This window comes from Stenotrophomonas sp. 22692 (assembly GCF_052045015.1).
In the GTDB taxonomy this organism is placed as follows: Bacteria; Pseudomonadota; Gammaproteobacteria; order Xanthomonadales; family Xanthomonadaceae; genus Stenotrophomonas; species Stenotrophomonas geniculata.
The window spans coordinates 423853-439953 of sequence record NZ_JBQEMR010000001.1; the positions used below are offsets into that span (position 1 = coordinate 423853).

Annotated in this window: 16 protein-coding genes; 13 read left to right on the forward strand and 3 right to left on the reverse strand. The window is 66.2% G+C overall.

Annotated features, from left to right (window positions below; all coding sequences use genetic code 11):
* Positions 1-155 precede the first annotated feature (155 nt).
* From ACTJJM_RS01890 to ACTJJM_RS01900, 3 genes are read left to right on the forward strand one after another with little or no spacing between them, the layout of a single operon-like run.
* Entirely contained in the window at positions 156-2393 is a 2238-nt protein-coding gene (locus ACTJJM_RS01890; RefSeq protein ID WP_057502821.1) for an ATP-binding protein, read from the forward strand.
* Entirely contained in the window at positions 2390-2857 is a 468-nt protein-coding gene (locus ACTJJM_RS01895) for a response regulator (protein WP_010485778.1), read from the forward strand. Before ACTJJM_RS01890 ends, ACTJJM_RS01895 begins: the two co-directional genes overlap by 4 nt.
* Positions 2850-5249, forward strand: coding sequence for a hybrid sensor histidine kinase/response regulator (locus tag ACTJJM_RS01900; RefSeq protein ID WP_010485780.1), 2400 nt, complete (start codon positions 2850-2852; stop codon positions 5247-5249). The genes ACTJJM_RS01895 and ACTJJM_RS01900 overlap by 8 nt, the downstream gene beginning before the upstream one ends.
* 2 nt (positions 5250-5251) lie before the next feature.
* On the opposite strand, the gene ACTJJM_RS01905 is transcribed toward ACTJJM_RS01900, so the two are convergent.
* The 3 genes from ACTJJM_RS01905 to ACTJJM_RS01915 are packed head-to-tail and all read right to left on the reverse strand — an operon-like array spanning position 5252 to position 7250.
* Entirely contained in the window at positions 5252-5944 is a 693-nt protein-coding gene (locus ACTJJM_RS01905; RefSeq protein ID WP_049409816.1) for an oxidoreductase, read from the reverse strand.
* A gap of 11 nt (positions 5945-5955) precedes the next feature.
* Positions 5956-6630: a ChrR family anti-sigma-E factor gene (locus tag ACTJJM_RS01910; protein ID WP_019337473.1), complete on the reverse strand. Its 675-nt coding sequence runs from the start codon at positions 6628-6630 to the stop codon at positions 5956-5958.
* Positions 6627-7250, reverse strand: a complete 624-nt coding sequence (locus tag ACTJJM_RS01915) for a sigma-70 family RNA polymerase sigma factor (protein ID WP_019337472.1) — start codon at positions 7248-7250, stop codon at positions 6627-6629. Before ACTJJM_RS01915 ends, ACTJJM_RS01910 begins: the two co-directional genes overlap by 4 nt.
* Before the next feature lie 133 nt (positions 7251-7383).
* Between ACTJJM_RS01915 and ACTJJM_RS01920 the strand changes: the two genes are divergently transcribed.
* The 10 genes from ACTJJM_RS01920 to ACTJJM_RS01965 all read left to right on the forward strand — a co-directional run bounded on the left by ACTJJM_RS01920 (position 7384) and on the right by ACTJJM_RS01965 (position 16079).
* The gene (locus ACTJJM_RS01920; protein WP_171954275.1) at positions 7384-8151 is read left to right on the forward strand and encodes a hypothetical protein; all 768 of its coding nucleotides are present in this window, start codon (positions 7384-7386) and stop codon (positions 8149-8151) included.
* Positions 8152-8231: 80 nt separating this feature from the next.
* Positions 8232-9182 carry an acyl-CoA desaturase gene (locus ACTJJM_RS01925; RefSeq protein ID WP_440865096.1) on the forward strand — a complete coding sequence of 317 codons (951 nt, stop codon included), beginning with the start codon at positions 8232-8234 and terminating at the stop codon, positions 9180-9182.
* A 1-nt stretch (position 9183) separates the two neighbouring features.
* On the forward strand, positions 9184-10461 hold the full coding sequence (locus ACTJJM_RS01930) for an NAD(P)/FAD-dependent oxidoreductase (RefSeq protein ID WP_440865097.1): 1278 nt from the start codon (positions 9184-9186) through the stop codon (positions 10459-10461).
* Positions 10458-11225, forward strand: a complete 768-nt coding sequence (locus ACTJJM_RS01935; protein WP_440865098.1) for a DUF1365 domain-containing protein — start codon at positions 10458-10460, stop codon at positions 11223-11225. Before ACTJJM_RS01930 ends, ACTJJM_RS01935 begins: the two co-directional genes overlap by 4 nt.
* Positions 11222-12481 (forward strand): class I SAM-dependent methyltransferase, encoded by a 1260-nt coding sequence (locus tag ACTJJM_RS01940; RefSeq protein ID WP_440865099.1) that lies wholly within the window; start codon positions 11222-11224, stop codon positions 12479-12481. Before ACTJJM_RS01935 ends, ACTJJM_RS01940 begins: the two co-directional genes overlap by 4 nt.
* 1 nt (position 12482) lies before the next feature.
* Positions 12483-13031, forward strand: coding sequence for a DUF2878 domain-containing protein (locus ACTJJM_RS01945; RefSeq protein WP_043395683.1), 549 nt, complete (start codon positions 12483-12485; stop codon positions 13029-13031).
* On the forward strand, positions 13028-13813 hold the full coding sequence (locus ACTJJM_RS01950; protein ID WP_049455045.1) for a DUF1295 domain-containing protein: 786 nt from the start codon (positions 13028-13030) through the stop codon (positions 13811-13813). Before ACTJJM_RS01945 ends, ACTJJM_RS01950 begins: the two co-directional genes overlap by 4 nt.
* Positions 13810-14883, forward strand: a complete 1074-nt coding sequence (locus ACTJJM_RS01955; RefSeq protein WP_010485800.1) for an SAM-dependent methyltransferase — start codon at positions 13810-13812, stop codon at positions 14881-14883. The genes ACTJJM_RS01950 and ACTJJM_RS01955 overlap by 4 nt, the downstream gene beginning before the upstream one ends.
* A gap of 8 nt (positions 14884-14891) precedes the next feature.
* Positions 14892-15425 (forward strand): lipocalin family protein, encoded by a 534-nt coding sequence (locus ACTJJM_RS01960; RefSeq protein WP_053442995.1) that lies wholly within the window; start codon positions 14892-14894, stop codon positions 15423-15425.
* A 135-nt stretch (positions 15426-15560) separates the two neighbouring features.
* Positions 15561-16079: a GNAT family N-acetyltransferase gene (locus ACTJJM_RS01965; protein ID WP_241874803.1), complete on the forward strand. Its 519-nt coding sequence runs from the start codon at positions 15561-15563 to the stop codon at positions 16077-16079.
* The last annotated feature ends 22 nt before the right edge of the window (positions 16080-16101 follow it).

Here is a 16101-nt window from a genome sequence, read left to right on the forward strand (position 1 = left end):
GACCTCGTCCCCACATGAAGAATTCAGCTTGGACAGAAGCACGCTTCACACGCATACACTGGTAGGCGAATGCATGATTTTGCTTCACCATTGAGGGGTACCGGATGTACCACTGGGCCTTTCCAGCCATCCACAAATGATGAGTCCCGCCCTTGATGCCTTCTGCTGAGTCCGCGCACGACACTGCCTTGTCCAGTTGCGCGCGCGAACCGATCCACACCCCCGGCGCGATCCAGCCCTACGGTGTGCTTCTGGTCGTTGAACCGCAGTCTCTGCAGGTGCGCGAGCGCGCCATCAGCCATCCCGGCCTGCTGCAGCAGTTCGGCGAACCGTTGACGCAGCATGTCAGCGAGGTGTTTGGCGGCGTGCTGGCGCCGTTCCAGGGCCTGTTCCAGCAGGCCGTGATCGGCAGCAGTGCCCATGTCGGTGCCGTGCATCTGGATGGCCACGGCCGGCATCAGTTGCTGGTGCACCGTTCCGCCAACGATCTGCTGGTCGAACTGGAAGCACCGGTTCCCGGCCAACCGGGCTCACTGGAAGAACTGTATCCGGCCATCCGCGAGCTGATGACCGGCATTGAATCGGCGGCGACCGTGGAAGACCTGTGCAGGCTTGCGGCCGCGCACATGCGGCGGCTCACCGGCTTTGACCGCACCCTGGTCTATCAGTTCGATGCCGGCTGGAACGGCATCGTGGTGGCTGAGGATGGCAACGGCCTGTTGCCGTCCTACCTGGACCTGCGCTTCCCTGAGTCGGACATTCCCGCGCAGGCCCGCGAACTATATCGGCGCAACCGGGTCCGCCTGATTGCGGACAACAACTACACCCCTGCCCCGCTGATGCGGGCCGAGGACCATCGCGACGCGCCGCCCACCGACCTGAGCCTGGCCGTGCTGCGCAGCGTCTCGCCCGTACACCTGCACTACATGCGCAACATGGGAACTGGTGCGTCGATGTCGGTATCGTTGGTGCATGAAGGCCGGCTGTGGGGCCTGGTGTCCTGTCACACCGTGCAGCCGCGCCGCCTGCCGTACCACGTGCGTACTGCCTGCGAGTTCATGGGCCAGATCCTGTCGCTGCAGATTGCGTTGAAGGAGCGTGCGCGTGCGATCGAAGAGCGCGTGGCCCGGCGTTCTGTGCTGGTCAAGCTGCTGGCACGCATGGCCGGTGATGAGGACTTCATGGCCGCACTGCGCGACGACGAGGCCAGCCTGCTGTCGCTGACTGGCGCGGCCGGCGCGGTGATCGTGCACAAGGGCGATTGCCTGCGTGTCGGCCAGTGCCCTTCTGCCAGCGACGTGCTGGCCCTGGCGAATTGGCTGGCCACGCAGCAGGCCGGCCAGGAAACCTACTGCACCGATCACCTGGCAGCCGACTGGTCACCTGCCGCGCACCTGGCCGACGTCGCCAGCGGCGTGCTGGCGGTGTCCATTTCGCAGTTGCATGACAGTTACCTGATGTGGTTCCGGCCGGAAGTGGTGCGCACCGTGCGCTGGGGTGGCGATCCCCGCAAGGAAGCAGCGCCGGGCGTGGCGCTGTCTCCGCGCAACTCGTTCGAGGCCTGGAAGGAGACCGTGCAGCAGCGCAGCCTGCCGTGGAGCGACGCTGACTGCGACGCGGCACACGAGATGCGCACGGCCATCGTCGATATCGTGTTGCGCAAGGCCGAGGAAATGGCCGAACTGAATGAGCAGCTGCTCCGCAGCAACAAGGAACTGGAAGCCTTCTCCTACTCGGTCAGCCACGACCTGCGCGCTCCGTTCCGTCACATTGTCGGTTATTCCGAACTGCTGGGCAGCTCGGCGGGCGAGCGCCTGAACGATACCGAGCGCCGCTTCCTGGACACGATCGTGGAATCGGCCAAGTCCGCCGGAACACTGGTGGATGACCTGCTCAGCTTCTCGCAGATGGGGCGCTCCACGCTGGGGCGTGTGCGGATGGACATGACCGCGCTGGCCGAGGATGTGCGCCGGAGCCTGGCCCTGGACTACGCCGGCCGCGACGTGCAGTGGACGCTCGCACCGCTGCCGGAGGTCGAAGCCGATCCGACGATGCTGCGCCTGGTCTGGCAGAACCTGCTGGCCAACGCGATCAAGTTCACCCGCGAGCGCGACCAGGCTGTTATCGAGGTCGGTCACGAACGCAGCGACGACGAAGACCACTTCTTCGTGCGCGACAACGGCTGCGGCTTCGACATGCGCTACGTGGACAAGCTGTTCGGCGTGTTCCAACGCCTGCATCACGTCGAAGAGTTCGAAGGCACGGGCATCGGCCTGGCCAATGTACGCCGCATCATCAGCCGCCATGGCGGCCGTACCTGGGCCGAGGGCGAGCCCGGCAAGGGCGCCACCATTCACTTCACCCTACCCCGTTCCACAGGAGATCACCCATGAGGGACCTGCGGCCGATCCTCCTGGTTGAGGACAGCCCCAAGGATGCAGAGCTGACTCTGGCCGCATTGTCGCGCTGCCAGTTGCTGAACGATGTCATCCATGTACGCGACGGCGCCGAAGCGCTGGACTACCTGCGCTGCGAAGGCAAGTTTGCCGGCGCCATGCACGGCGGCCCGGTGGTGGTGCTGCTGGACCTGAAGCTGCCCAAGGTCAACGGCCTGGAGGTGCTGGAACAGGTGCGTAGCGACCCGGATCTGAGCAGCACGCCGGTGGTGATGCTGACCTCTTCGCGTGAAGAGCAGGACCTGGTTCGCAGTTACGAACTGGGCGTCAACGCATTCGTGGTCAAGCCGGTCGACTTCAAGGAGTTCTTCGACGCCATCCAGGGGCTGGGCATGTTCTGGGGCATCACCAACCAGCCGCCGCCGCATCGGCCCAACGGCTCGGGGCAGCACAATGCGTGATGGATCGCGCCGCAGCGAGCGCCTGCGCATCCTCATGCTGGAGGACAGCGCGCTTGATGCGGAGCTGATCAGCGCACAGTTGCAGCGCGCCGGCCTCGACTTCGAGGCCGAGCGCCTGTGGACCCGCAATGCGTTCATCGAGGCCATCGACAACCGTGCGTTCGACGTGATCCTCGCCGATCATGTCCTGCCAGGCTTCGATGGTGACGCAGCACTTGCCCTGGCACGCGAACGCGTGCCGCAGACGCCTTTCATCTTTGTTTCCGGCACGCTGACCGAGGAACTGGCGGTACAGGCACTCACGCGCGGTGCGCGCGACTACGTGGTGAAGCAACGCCTGCAACGCTTGCCCGATGCGATCCGCCGCGCCCGCCAGGAGGCGCACGAGCGTACCCAGCTGGCCAATGCGCAGGCCGCGCTGAACGAAAGCCAGGCCCAGCTGCAGCAGGTAACCGATGCCGTCCCGGCGCTGATCGCCCAGTTGGACAAGGACCATCGCTACCGGTTTGCCAACAAGGCGTTCCTGGACTGGCACGGATTCAGCCTTGCAGAACTGTTGGGTCGCGCGGCACGGGATGTCAGCGGGACTTCTGCCTTCGAGCACGCCCTGCCCAGCCTGGAGCGGGTATTGCGGGGCGAACGCACCAGCTTCCAGGTCGAACTGATCCACCGCAGCGGCGAATCACGGTTCGTGCAGATGGACTGCGTGCCTGAGCAAGCCGCCGATGGCAGCGTGGTCGGCTACATCTGCATGGGCAGCGATGTTTCACTGTTGAAGAAGGCCGAACTGGCGCTGCGCGAGGACAACCAGGTACTCGAACGACAGGTGCAGGCGCGCACCACCGAACTGAGGGCCAGCAAGCGGCGCCTGCAGGCGATCTTCGAATCCAGCTTCCAGCATCAGGTGCTGCTGGATCTGTCCGGACGCGTGGTTGATGCCAATGACGCGTCACTGGCCGCGGTGCTGGCAGACAAGGGGGACGTCATTGGCCAGCGCTTTGGCGAATCGAGCTGGTTCGGCACAACCGATGGCATCGGCGCGCTGATCGACCGGGCCGTCGCCGCAGCCGTACAGGGCCGCAGTTCGTTGCATGCACTGGAGCTGGAGCTCCCGACCGGCCGGCGCAGCTTCGATTTCTCGTTCCGTCCGCTGCTGGATACCGAAGGCGTGGTCACAGCCGTGGTTTCCGAGGCGGTGGAAACCACCGCGCGGCTGCAGGCTGAACATGCGCTGCGCCAGTCACAGAAGATCGAGGCGGTCGGCCAGCTCACCGGCGGCATCGCGCATGATTTCAACAACATCCTGACGGTCATCTCCGGCAACATCGAGCACGCCATGCTGCTGAACGAGCGCGCGGGCGAAGCCGGAGCGACGGTCAGCCGTGCGCTGGACAATGCGCTGAAGGGCGTGGGCCGTGCCGCCAGCCTGACCCAGCGCCTGCTGGCCTTTGCCCGACGCCAGCCGCTGCACAGCCAGGCCGCCAACCTCAACGAGCGCCTGCTGGACATGCACGACATGCTGCAGCGTGCGCTGGGTGAGCTGGTGCAGCTGGAGATCCGCAGCGCGCAGGACATCTGGTGCGTGGAGATCGACGTCAGCCAGCTGGAGGCCTCCGTACTGAACCTGGCGGTCAATGCCCGCGATGCGATGCCACATGGCGGCCGGCTGGTGATCGAGGTCGACAACAGCCACCTCGACCACGATTACGCCGCCTTGTTCCCGGATGCAACGCCGGGCGAGTACGTGATGCTGCGGGTGCGCGACAACGGCCACGGCATGGACGCGGCTACCCTGGCGCGCGTGTTCGAACCGTTCTTCACTACCAAGCAGGTCGGCCGCGGCACCGGGCTTGGTCTGTCGATGGTGCATGGCTTCGTCAAGCAGTCCGGCGGCCACGTGCTGATCGATTCGGTGGAAGGCGGCGGCACCAGTATCACCATGATGTTCCCGCGCTCACCGCTGGCCCTGCCCTGCGAAGCACGTGCGCCGCAGGCTGGCCTGGCCGGTTACGCGCCGCGCGAGGAAACCGTCCTGGTGGCCGAGGACAACGACGATGTGCGCGCGCACACGGTTGATTCACTGCGCCTGCTGGGCTACCGCGTACTGGAAGCGCATGACGGACCATCCGCACTGCGGTTGCTGGAGCGGCCGGACACCAGGGTCGACCTGCTGTTCTCCGACGTGGTGATGCCCGGCATGTCGGGCTGGGAGCTGGTCCGCGAGGTCCGCGAGCGCTGGCCAGAAATTGCCGTGCTTTTCACATCGGGCTATCCACGCGACCACGAAGCGGTGGGCAGTCAGGGGCGGTTCCCAGCGCTGCTGCCGAAGCCGTTTACCCGCAGTGACCTTGCGCAGGCGGTACGCACCGCGCTGGACGCTGCCGCACACTGAGCTCACGCGGCCGGATCACGCATGCCTGCCGCGATCCGGTTGATGTCCGCGCACTCCACCGTCGCAGGCGGATGCTCTCTTCCGGCCAGTGAGATCATCGCCTGGCCCACCGCCAGATTGCTGGTGACCAGTGAAGGGACGAGTGCGCCAGCCAGTTTCATCAACGGCGCGCCACCCCAGTACAAGGGCTTGAGCACCGCGTGGCGCGTGCCGGTTCCCGATACCGGCCGCACGCCGCCCGGGCGCAGCATCACGGTACGCACCGGCAGGGCCTGCAGTGCGACCTCGGTCTCGCCCTTGATCCTCAACGGCATCAGCCGGCTCCGAGGGTCCGCACCGGCACCGGATACATACAAAAAATACCCTTCGGGATTCGCAGCCGCCCATGCACGGGCCACCGCCAATGTCGTGTCCAAGGTCACGCGCCGGTATTCGGCCTCAGTGGTGCCGACCGGTGGTGCGCCGGCGCAATAGAGGCAGGCATCGAACCCGGCCAGTTCTTCCAACCGCCCCTGGATACGCAGGAAGTCCGGAACGATCAGTTCGCTGCCGGCACCGCTCAGACTTCCCGGGTGGCGGACCAGCGCTGTCAGGCCGGACACATGTGGTGAGCGTTGGCAAGCCAACGCCACACCCTGCCCGACCAGGCCTGCGGCACCGGTCAACAGAATCCGTAATGCGCCCGTCCCGGCCATCGTCGCCCCCGCTAGAGTTTCACGAAACGCTGGATCTTCCGCGCCAGCCAGCCACTGAACACCAACGGCGCATCCAAGGCGGACACGCAGATGCAGGGAACCCCGGGCGCAGTCACCGGCTGATGCTCCACGTCTTCATCCAGATCCGCCACGTCGCCGGGCGCGAACAGCCCCAGCGCATCGTTGTACGAGCCCCGCAGGATCTGGGTCAGCTCGCTGCGGCCGTGGCTGTGCATCGGCAGGCATTTGCCAGGGGCGATCTTCAGCATGATCAGCGAAGGCATCTGCTCTGCACGGATGCAGTGCACACCCGGCGCCATCCAGCGCCAGCGCAGGCCACTGAGCGACGCACCGAAATACGGGTGAAGCGAAGCAGGAAGATGGTCCGGATCGGCCTCGGGCCGCTCCTTCGGCACGGGGCGTGCGACCCCAGCCATGGCCATCGGCGCTTCCGCGGCCAGTTGCATCAGCATCGCCTCACGCAGCTGTTCGCGTCGCGTGTCGGCTGCGGGTGGCTGGGTCTGCTCCAGCAGCACCGAGCCGATCGCCTCTGCGTCGCGCAGGCGGTGACGGCAATGCGGGCACTGCTCCAGATGAGCACCGGCCACGATGCTCAATGGCGCCGGCAGCGCGCCGGCGGCATAGCTCATCAGGGTGGATTCGTGCAGGTGGTGATGCGGGTTCACGACGCACCTCCCACTTTGGCCTGCAGTTGCAGAAACGCGCGGCGCAGGTGTGATTTGACCGTCCCCAGCGGCATGCCCAGCGCCTCTGAGATCTCGCTGTGGCTCTTGGCCTCGAAATAGGACATCCGCACCAGCCGCGCCTGCACCGCGGGCAACTCGTTGATGCGCTGGCGCAGCCGTGCCTGGTCTGCGAACTGCTCGGCGCTGCTGCGCTCGATCACGTCAAGTGTGGCAGCATCCTCCACCGCTGACTGCACCTGCATCCAGCTTCGCTCGCGACGGATGCGATCGATATGCAGGTTCCGCGCAATCCGGTACAGCCACGTACTCAGCGCGCCCTGGGCCGCATCGTAGTCGGCCGCTCGCAGCCACAGGCGCAGCAGGCATTCCTGCGCCAGTTCCTCGGCAACCGCATCCGGTGCACCCAGGCCGCGCAGGTACACGCACAATCGCGGCATGAAGTAGTCGTAGATCCGCATGAAACAGTCGCGGTCGCGCAGCCGCGCCACGCCGTCCATGTCACCGGCCCAGTTCGTCGGCTCGCTGCTCGGCTGCTGGGAACTGGACACGGTGCGTGCGCTATCGAAGTTGAGGAGTGTGCTGGCGGCGTCAGGGTACATCTGGGTTCGCGGCGGGCGGGTGAAGGTCTGTCCTCTGTACGCGCAGGGGCAGCAACTGGATGCAGCCGGCGCTGTGCATCCAACCGGCCGCCGCTGCCGTACGCCCTGAGCCCTCCCTTCCGGATCACGACCAATGCGCACTGCCTGGCTGCTGCTGTGCCTGCCTCACGCCGCGCTGGCGGCACCCTGGCTGCGAAGCGAGGGCGTGGCCACCTCCGCGCAGGGCGGCGTCCTCTACCGTGAAGTGCACTGGCGGCGCGAGGCAACGGAGGGCGCCGAGCGCTGGGTGCTGTACCAGTGCCCGGGTGGTCAACCCTTCGCCCGCAAGCATCTGCCCGCCAGCGCCCGGCCGCAGGCACGGGGCTATTCGCTGGAGGACCGCCGCAGCGGCCAGACCGCCGAGGTAGACGCCACTGGCGACTCAGTGTCGATTGCATGGAAGGAGGATGCCGCCAGTGAGCTGCGTCGGCGCCAGCTTGAACTGCCGCCGGATGCGGTGATCGATGCGGGGTTTGATGCCGCGGTCCGCCTGCACTGGCCGGCGCTGCTGCGCGGCGAACGCGTCAGCCTGCCGTTCCTGGTGCCAGGGCGGCAGCGCTACTTCCCGGTGCAGGTGCGGCGGTCGGGCTCCATTCGCTGGCAAGGCATCGACGCCCAGGCGATCGAGGTCAGTCTGGACACCTGGTACGGCGGCATCGTGCCGCGCCTGTCGCTGGTCTATGCCAGCGCCGACCGCCGCCTGCTGGAATTCCGCGGCACCAGCAACCTGCGCGATGCCCGCGGCAGCTACCCGCAGGTGACGGTGCGCTTCAGCTCGCCAGCTGCCGAGCGACCGGCAGGTGACTGGCAACAGGCGTGGGCGCAGCCCCTGGTCGAGCGTTGCACCGTGACGCCCAGGTGAAGCGAAATTTAGTTCGAAGTGGCGCATCCATTGCGCGCCCTGCTGCGTAAAGCAAGACACGACACCCGCCGAGATCCGCCATGGCCTCTGTAGCGCCCCTTCCCCGTCGACGCTGGCGCCTGCTGCGTACGTTGCAGCGGTGGGTCGATACCAGCAATGCCACAGAGAGCACCGGCGAACAGCCAGGACGCATCGACTGGATGCGCGCGGTACCCTTTGCACTGATGCACCTGGCCTGCATCGCGGTGGTCTGGGTAGGCGTGTCGTGGACGGCGGTCGCCGTGGCCATGGCGCTTTATGCGGTGCGCATGTTCGCCATCACCGCGTTCTATCACCGCTACTTCTCGCACCGCACCTTCCACGCGTCGCGAACGGTGCAGTTCGTGTTCGCTGTCATCGGCGCTTCCAGCGTGCAGCGCGGTCCGCTGTGGTGGGCTGCCCATCATCGCCACCACCATCGTCACGCCGACCAGCCATTGGATCCGCACTCGCCGCGCGAAGGCGGCTTCTGGCGCAGCCACATGGGCTGGTTCCTGACCCGCGAAGCCTTCGCCACGGATCTGTCGCGGGTACCTGACCTGGCGCGCTTCCCCGAACTGCGCTGGCTCGACCGCTTCGATACGGCAGTGCCGGTACTGCTGGCCGCAGGGCTGTACGCGCTGGGTGCTGGACTGGAACGCTGGGCGCCCGATCTGCAGACCAATGGCCCGCAGCTGCTGGTGTGGGGCTTCTTCATTTCCACCATCGTGCTGTTCCATGCCACCGTCACCATCAATTCGCTGGCGCACCGCTTTGGCCGCCGCCGCTTCGAGACCCGGGACGACAGCCGCAACAACCTGTGGCTGGCGCTGCTCACCTTCGGTGAGGGCTGGCACAACAACCATCATTTCTTTCCCGGCACTGTGCGCCAGGGCTTCCGCTGGTGGGAAGTGGACCTGACCTGGTACGGACTGCGCGCGATGTCGATGTTGGGCCTGGTCAAAGGGCTCAAGCCCATCCCCGAGTGGGTTCTGGCCAAGGCGAGGTACTGAGATGCGCATCGCGGTCATCGGCTCGGGTATCGCGGGGCTGGCCAGTGCCTGGTGGCTGGATGGCCAGCACGACGTCACGCTGTTCGAGGCCAACGATTACCTCGGCGGGCACACCCATACCCACGACGTGCAGGTGGCGGGCAGAGGCATGGCGGTGGATACCGGTTTCATCGTCTTCAACCCCCAGCACTATCCCTTGCTGACGGCGCTGTTCGACGAGTTGGGCGTGGCCTCGCAACCGACCACGATGAGCTTCTCCATGCACAGTGAGCGCAGCGGCGTGGAGTACAACGCCACCTCTCTGGATGGGCTGTTCTGCCAGCGCCGCAACCTGGTATCGCCGCGTTTCTGGGGCATGCTGGCCGACCTTCGCCGCTTCTATCGTGACGCGCCGTTGCTGCTGGCCGAAGAAGACGGCCCCACGCTGGGCGAGTACCTGCGCAGCCAGCGCTATGGCGAGGCGTTCATCGATGAGCACCTGCTGCCGATGGCCTCGGCGCTGTGGTCCTCGCCGACGGCTACCGTGCAGGCGTTCCCGGCGCGCTACCTGGCCCAGTTCATGGCCAATCACCAGATGCTGCAGATGACCGGGCGGCCAAGCTGGCGGGTGGTCAGCGGGGGATCGACGCGCTACGTGGATGCGCTGCGTCGCCGCTGGCGTGTGCATGAGCGGCTGCAATGCCCGGTCAGCAGGGTCGAACGCATGCCCTGGGGTGCACGCGTGCACAGCAGCGCCGGCGTGGAGGCCTTCGACGAAGTGATCCTGGCCTGCCACAGCGACCAGGCGCTGGCCCTGCTGGCCGATGCGGACGCTGGCGAACGTGAGGTGCTGGGCGCCATCCGCTATCAGTCCAACGAGGCGGTGCTGCATACCGATGCCTCGTTGCTGCCGCGCAATCGCAAGGCCTGGGCAGCGTGGAACGCGCACGTGCCGCAGGATCGCGCCGCGCCCTGCACGGTCAGCTACTGCATGAATCTGCTTCAGGGCCTGCCCGGCGACACCCCCCTGGTAGTGACGCTTAACCGCAGCGAGGCGATCGATCCGGCCAAGGTGCTGCGAACCCTGCATTACGCGCATCCCGTACACGACCACGCCGCAGTGCGGGCACAGCAGCGCTGGGCGGAACTGCAGGGCCGTCGCCACACCTGGTTTGCAGGCGCCTATTGGGGTTGGGGCTTCCACGAGGATGGTATCCGCAGTGCCCGACGCGTGGTCGACGCCCTGCAGGCCTGCGCGCCACACCAGCGGGCACAGGCTCCGGGCGAGGTGGCGGCATGAGCGCCAGTGCGCTCTATTTCGGGCAGGTGATGCATCGCCGGCATCATCCGCATCCGCATGCATTCCGTTACCCGATCGCGCAGCTGCTGCTCGATCTGGATGAACTCGATACGGTGTTCGCCGGGCGTTGGTTGTGGTCGGTCAATCGCCGCAATCTGGCCGAATTCCGCCGCAGCGACTACTTCGGCGACCCCGCCCGGCCACTGGCCGACGCGGTGCGCGACCACGCTGCAGGCACGCTCGGCTACCGGCCGACCGGCCCGGTGCGCCTGCTCACCCATCTCCGCTTCGCCGGGCATGTCTTCAACCCGGTCAGCTTCTACTACTGCTACCAGGCCGACGGCCGCACGCTGGACTGCATCGTCGCCGAGATCACCAACACGCCCTGGAAGGAACGACACACCTATGTGCTGCCGGTCGCTACCGCCACGCACGAAGGCAGTTCACTGCGTTGGCAGTTCGACAAGTGCTTCCATGTCTCGCCGTTCATGCCAATGGACTGCCGCTACGACTGGCGGTTCAACCGCCCGGACCAGGACCTGCGCGTGCACATGCAGGTCTGGCGCGACGGCGTGCGCCAGTTCGATGCCACCCAGGCCATGCAGCGACGTGCCCTGGATGGCTGCGGACTGGCCCGGGTTCTGGCCTGCTATCCCCTGATGACCACCCAGGTGGTGGCCGCCATCCACTGGCACGCACTGCGGCTATGGCTGAAGCGCAACCCCGTACACGACCACCCCACCCTTGCCGGGAAACCGCGATGAACTCGATGACACCTTCGGTGGCCCTGCCGCGCCCCGGTGCGCTGGACGCCCTCCTGCGCCGCCGCCTGCTGGCGCAGCTTGCCCCCCTGCGCGACGGCCGCCTATGCGTGCGCGATGCACTCGGCGAAGTCTGGCTGGGCGACGCCCGTGGCGAACTGCATGTCACTGTCACCATCAATGACCCCGCGTTCTATCGCAAGGTTGCTGCCCAAGGCAGTGTGGGCGCAGGTGAAAGCTATATCCAGGGCGAGTGGCACTGCGATGATCTGGTCGCCCTGATACAACTGCTGGTACGCAACCGCGAGCTGCTGGACGGCATGGAGCAGGGCCCGGCCCGTGTGGCTGGCTGGCTGCTGCGCGGATGGAACCGGCTGCACCGCAACAGCCGTGAGGGCAGCCGGCGCAACATCGCCGCCCACTACGACCTGGGCAACGATTTCTTCGCCCTGTTCCTGTCGCCTGACCTGATGTATTCGTCGGCGCTGTTCACCAGCGAATCCGAATCGCTGGAGTCCGCCTCGCGCCGCAAGCTGGACCGCATCTGTCAGCAGCTGCAACTCAAGCCCGGCGATCGCGTAGTGGAAATCGGTACCGGCTGGGGTGGCTTCGCGGAGCACGCGGCGCGGCACTACGGCTGCCATGTCACCACCACCACCATCTCTGCCGAGCAGCATGCGCTGGCCACCGAGCGCGTGCGGGACGCAGGACTGCAGGACCATGTCACGCTGCTGATGCAGGACTACCGCGACCTGCAGGGCCAGTTCGACAAGCTGGTATCGATCGAGATGATCGAAGCCATCGGCGCGGAATACCTGGACACCTACATGGGCACGCTGCAGCGACTGCTGAAGCCTGATGGTGTTGCCCTGCTGCAGGCCATCACCATCGAGGATCATCGCTACGAGCAGGCCCGGCGCAGCGTCGACTACATCAAGCGCTATGTGTTCCCGGGCAGCTTCATCCCATCGATCAACGCGATCATGGCCGCCAAGACGCGCTCCAGCGACCTGCAGCTGATCGCCCAGCAGGACTTCGGCCATTCCTACGCGCTGACCCTGCGCGCCTGGCGCCAACGCTTCCTTGCGCAGCTGCCTGCCGTGCAGGCGCAGGGGTTCGATGCCCGCTTCTGCCGCCTGTGGGATTTCTACCTGGCCTACTGCGAAGGCGGCTTCCTGGAGCGTTCGATCGGCGTCTCGCATCTGTTGTTGGCGCGCCCGGGCCATCGGCCCGCGGGCGCACCGGGTGAAGGCAACTGAAATGCGCCGGTTCTGGCCCAATCTGCTTGGCAACCAGCTGGTATGGCTGTGCGCGGTAGCCGGCGCGGGCCGCGGCTGGCAGTGGCCTGCGTTGCTGGCCGCGTCGCTCTACATCGGCAGCCAGCTGCTGGCGTCGGCGCATCCGCGACTGGACCTGCGGCTGCTGGTGCTTGCGCTGGCCTGCGCCTGGCTGGTCGATGCCACTGCGGCCGCCAGCGGCACCGTGCGCTACGCCGCTGCCCCGCCGGGGTGGGCGCCACCGCTCTGGATCATGGCCTTGTGGGCGGCATTCGCCATGACCCTGACCACCTCGATGCGCTTCCTTCAGCGACACCCTGCCCTGCCGCCTCTGTTCGGCCTGCTGCTGGCGCCACTGGCCTACCTGTCGGCCGCGCGTGGATTCGATGCGGTGCAGTTCAACAGCCCGATGTGGCATGGCGTCCTGGTGCTGGGCGCAGGCTGGGCCATTGCGCTTTCCCTCTTGTGCCGCGCCGCCCGTGGCGGTCCGCGTTCCACGCCACAACCACCTCTGGTCGGAGCGTCATCATGATCAACCTGCTCTGGGTGCTGCTGTACGCGGTACTGGTGATGAGCTGGGGCTGGGCCTGGCAGCGCCGCCACCACAACATCGGCGTTGTGGACGTACTTTGGGCCAAGGGCGTGGGCGCCGCCGCGCTGCTGCTGGCGTTGCTGGGCGAGGGTGCGGTGACGCCACGGGTGGCGCTGGCTGTGCTCGGTGGCCTGTGGGGCGGTCGCCTGGCCCTGCATCTGTGGCACCGGGTCCGGCACGAAGAAGAGGACGGGCGCTATCGCTACCTCCGTGAGCACTGGCAAGGACACCAGGGAAAGATCTTCGGGTTCTTCATGGCACAGGCACTGCTGGTGGTGCTGTTTGCCCTGCCCTTCGTCGCGGTCGCCGCCAATCAAACCCCTGGCATGGCGCCCTGGGTGCTGGCGGCCGCGCTCGTCTGGCTGCTGAGTGTGGGCGGAGAGGCACTGGCCGACCGCCAGCTGGCCCGGTTCCGCAGCAACCCGGCGAACAAGGGCCGCACCTGCCGTGATGGACTCTGGCGGTATTCCCGCCACCCCAACTACTTCTTCGAGTGGCTGCACTGGTTCACCTACGTGCTGCTGGCCGTCGGCTCCCCGCTGTGGTGGCTGGCCTGGCTCGGCCCCGTGCTGATGTATGTGTTCCTGCGCTATCTCAGCGGCATCCCGTTCACCGAGAAGCAGGCCCTGCGCAGCCGCGGCGACGACTACCAGGCCTATCAGCGCAGCACGCCGATGTTCTTTCCCTGGTTCCCCCGCCCTTCCAAGGAGCATTCCGCATGAACGCGATCCCGTCACTGAATCCTGCCGAAGACACGGAAACCGGGCTGATCGCCTGGGCCGAACGCGGGCTGGTCCCCGATGCGGCGCTGCGTGCGGGCATCCGCCGCTTGTGCGCGCGACGCCTGCATGAGGAAAGCGAGGGTGGCATCGAAGGCCAGTCGGCGCGCTTCAGCCGGGGCATCGCCGAGCTGGCCGACAGCCCACTCGCCTTACACACCGACGCAGCCAACCGACAGCACTATGAAGTGCCAGCAGCCTTTTTCCAGGCCTGCCTGGGCAAGCGACTGAAGTACAGCAGCTGCTACTACCCCACCGGGCGCGAAACGCTGGACCAGGCGGAGGACGCGATGCTGGAACTGTACGGCCAGCGCGCAGGCCTGGCCGATGGCCAGCAGATTCTCGAACTGGGATGCGGCTGGGGCTCACTGACCCTGTGGATGGCAGAACGCTACCCGCAGGCCAGCATCACCGCCGTTTCGAATTCGCACAGCCAACGCCAGCACATCATGGCGCAGTGTGAAGCCAGGGGGCTGCGCAACGTCGAGGTGATCACCCGCGATGTCAACCAGCTTGAGCTGCCCACGGCACGCTTCGACCGCTGCGTGTCGGTCGAGATGTTCGAACACGTGCGCAACTACGAGCGCCTGCTGGCGCGCATCGCGCAGTGGCTGAAGCCAGACGGTGCGTTGTTCGTGCATATCTTTGCCCATCGCACGCTGATGTACCCGTTCGAAACCGAGGGTGGCGACAACTGGATGGGCCGCCATTTCTTCACCGGCGGACTGATGCCGGCCGCCGATACCCTTCTGCATTTCCAGCGCGACCTGCGACTGGATCAGCGCTGGTTGCTGGACGGCACCCACTACCAGCGCACCGCCGAGCACTGGCTGGCCAATCAGGATGCGGCACGCGACCGGGTGATGCCGATACTGGCGGCGACCTATGGGCCGGCGGCTGCGCGCATCTGGTGGCAACGCTGGCGGATGTTCTGGATGGCGTGTGCCGAGCTGTTCGGCTACGACGACGGCCAGCAGTGGCTGGTGGCCCACTACCTGTTCCGGCCCCGCTGAGGTGTGACATGCGAAAGTTTCCACTGCTTCCCCTGATCGCGATCGGCCTGTTCGGTTCCGGCTGCAGCTCCAGCGACACGCGCCCACTGCCGCGTCCGTCAGCGGTGGATGTGCCGCGTTTCATGGGTGACTGGTACGTGATCGCGCATATCCCATCGCGCCCTGAACGCGAGGCCTTCGACGCCGTGGAGAGCTATGCCCTGCGCTCCGATGGGCGCATCCAGACCACCTTCACCTATCGCAAGGGCAGTTTTGATGCGCCACAGAAGTCGATGCACCCCATCGGCCGTGTCGAGAAGGAAGGCAATGGCGCGATCTGGGGCATGCAGTTCATCTGGCCGATCCAGGCTGAGTACGTGATCGCCTGGCTCGACGAAGGCTACCGCCAGACCATCGTGGCGCGAAGCAAGCGTGATTACGTCTGGTATATGGCCCGCACCCCGCAGGTGTCGGACAGAGACTACCAGCAGGCAGTCGAGCGGATTGCGGCGATGGGTTACGACACCCGCACGCTGAGGCGGGTACCGCAGTCGGTGCGATGACACCGCACCCTCGTCCCCGGTGGATCGTCCTGGAGCAACAATCGATCATCAATCATTGCAACGTGGTGCTTTCACCATGCGCCCTTCAGATGCGATGCTGGGCAAGCCAGCAGGGTCTGAACGGATACACGATCGATGGACAGCACTCCGGACAATACCATCACAGCCTCCTGGAATGGCTTCGTCGTCCGGCAGATCCTTCCGTGCGATCTCGACCTCATCTGTGCCCACCGTGAAGCGATGTTCCGTGAAAGCGGCCGGAGCGAAGAGGTCCTGCAGCAGATGGCCGCCCCGTTCCGTAGATGGCTGGAGCCGCGCCTGATGTCGGGCGACTACTTCGGCCATGTCCTTTCCGACAATGGACAACCCATCGCAGGCATCGGCCTGATGCTGATCGACTGGCCGCCCCACCCCGCCCATCCAGAGCAGGACTCGCGCGGCTACGTACTTAATGTCTACGTGGAGCCCGGCTACCGGCGTCGCGGCATCGCCCGCCAGCTGATGAAGCTGGCCGACCACGCGTTCGCCGGGCGAGGGGTGGCCTACGCGGTGCTGCACGCTACCGCCCAAGGGAAGCCTCTGTATGCCAATCTCGGATGGGCTGCGACCAGCGAAATGGCCCGCGACCTGCGCAGCGGGGGCGACGTGCCCTGAAGGGCCTGACTGTGGCCTGACG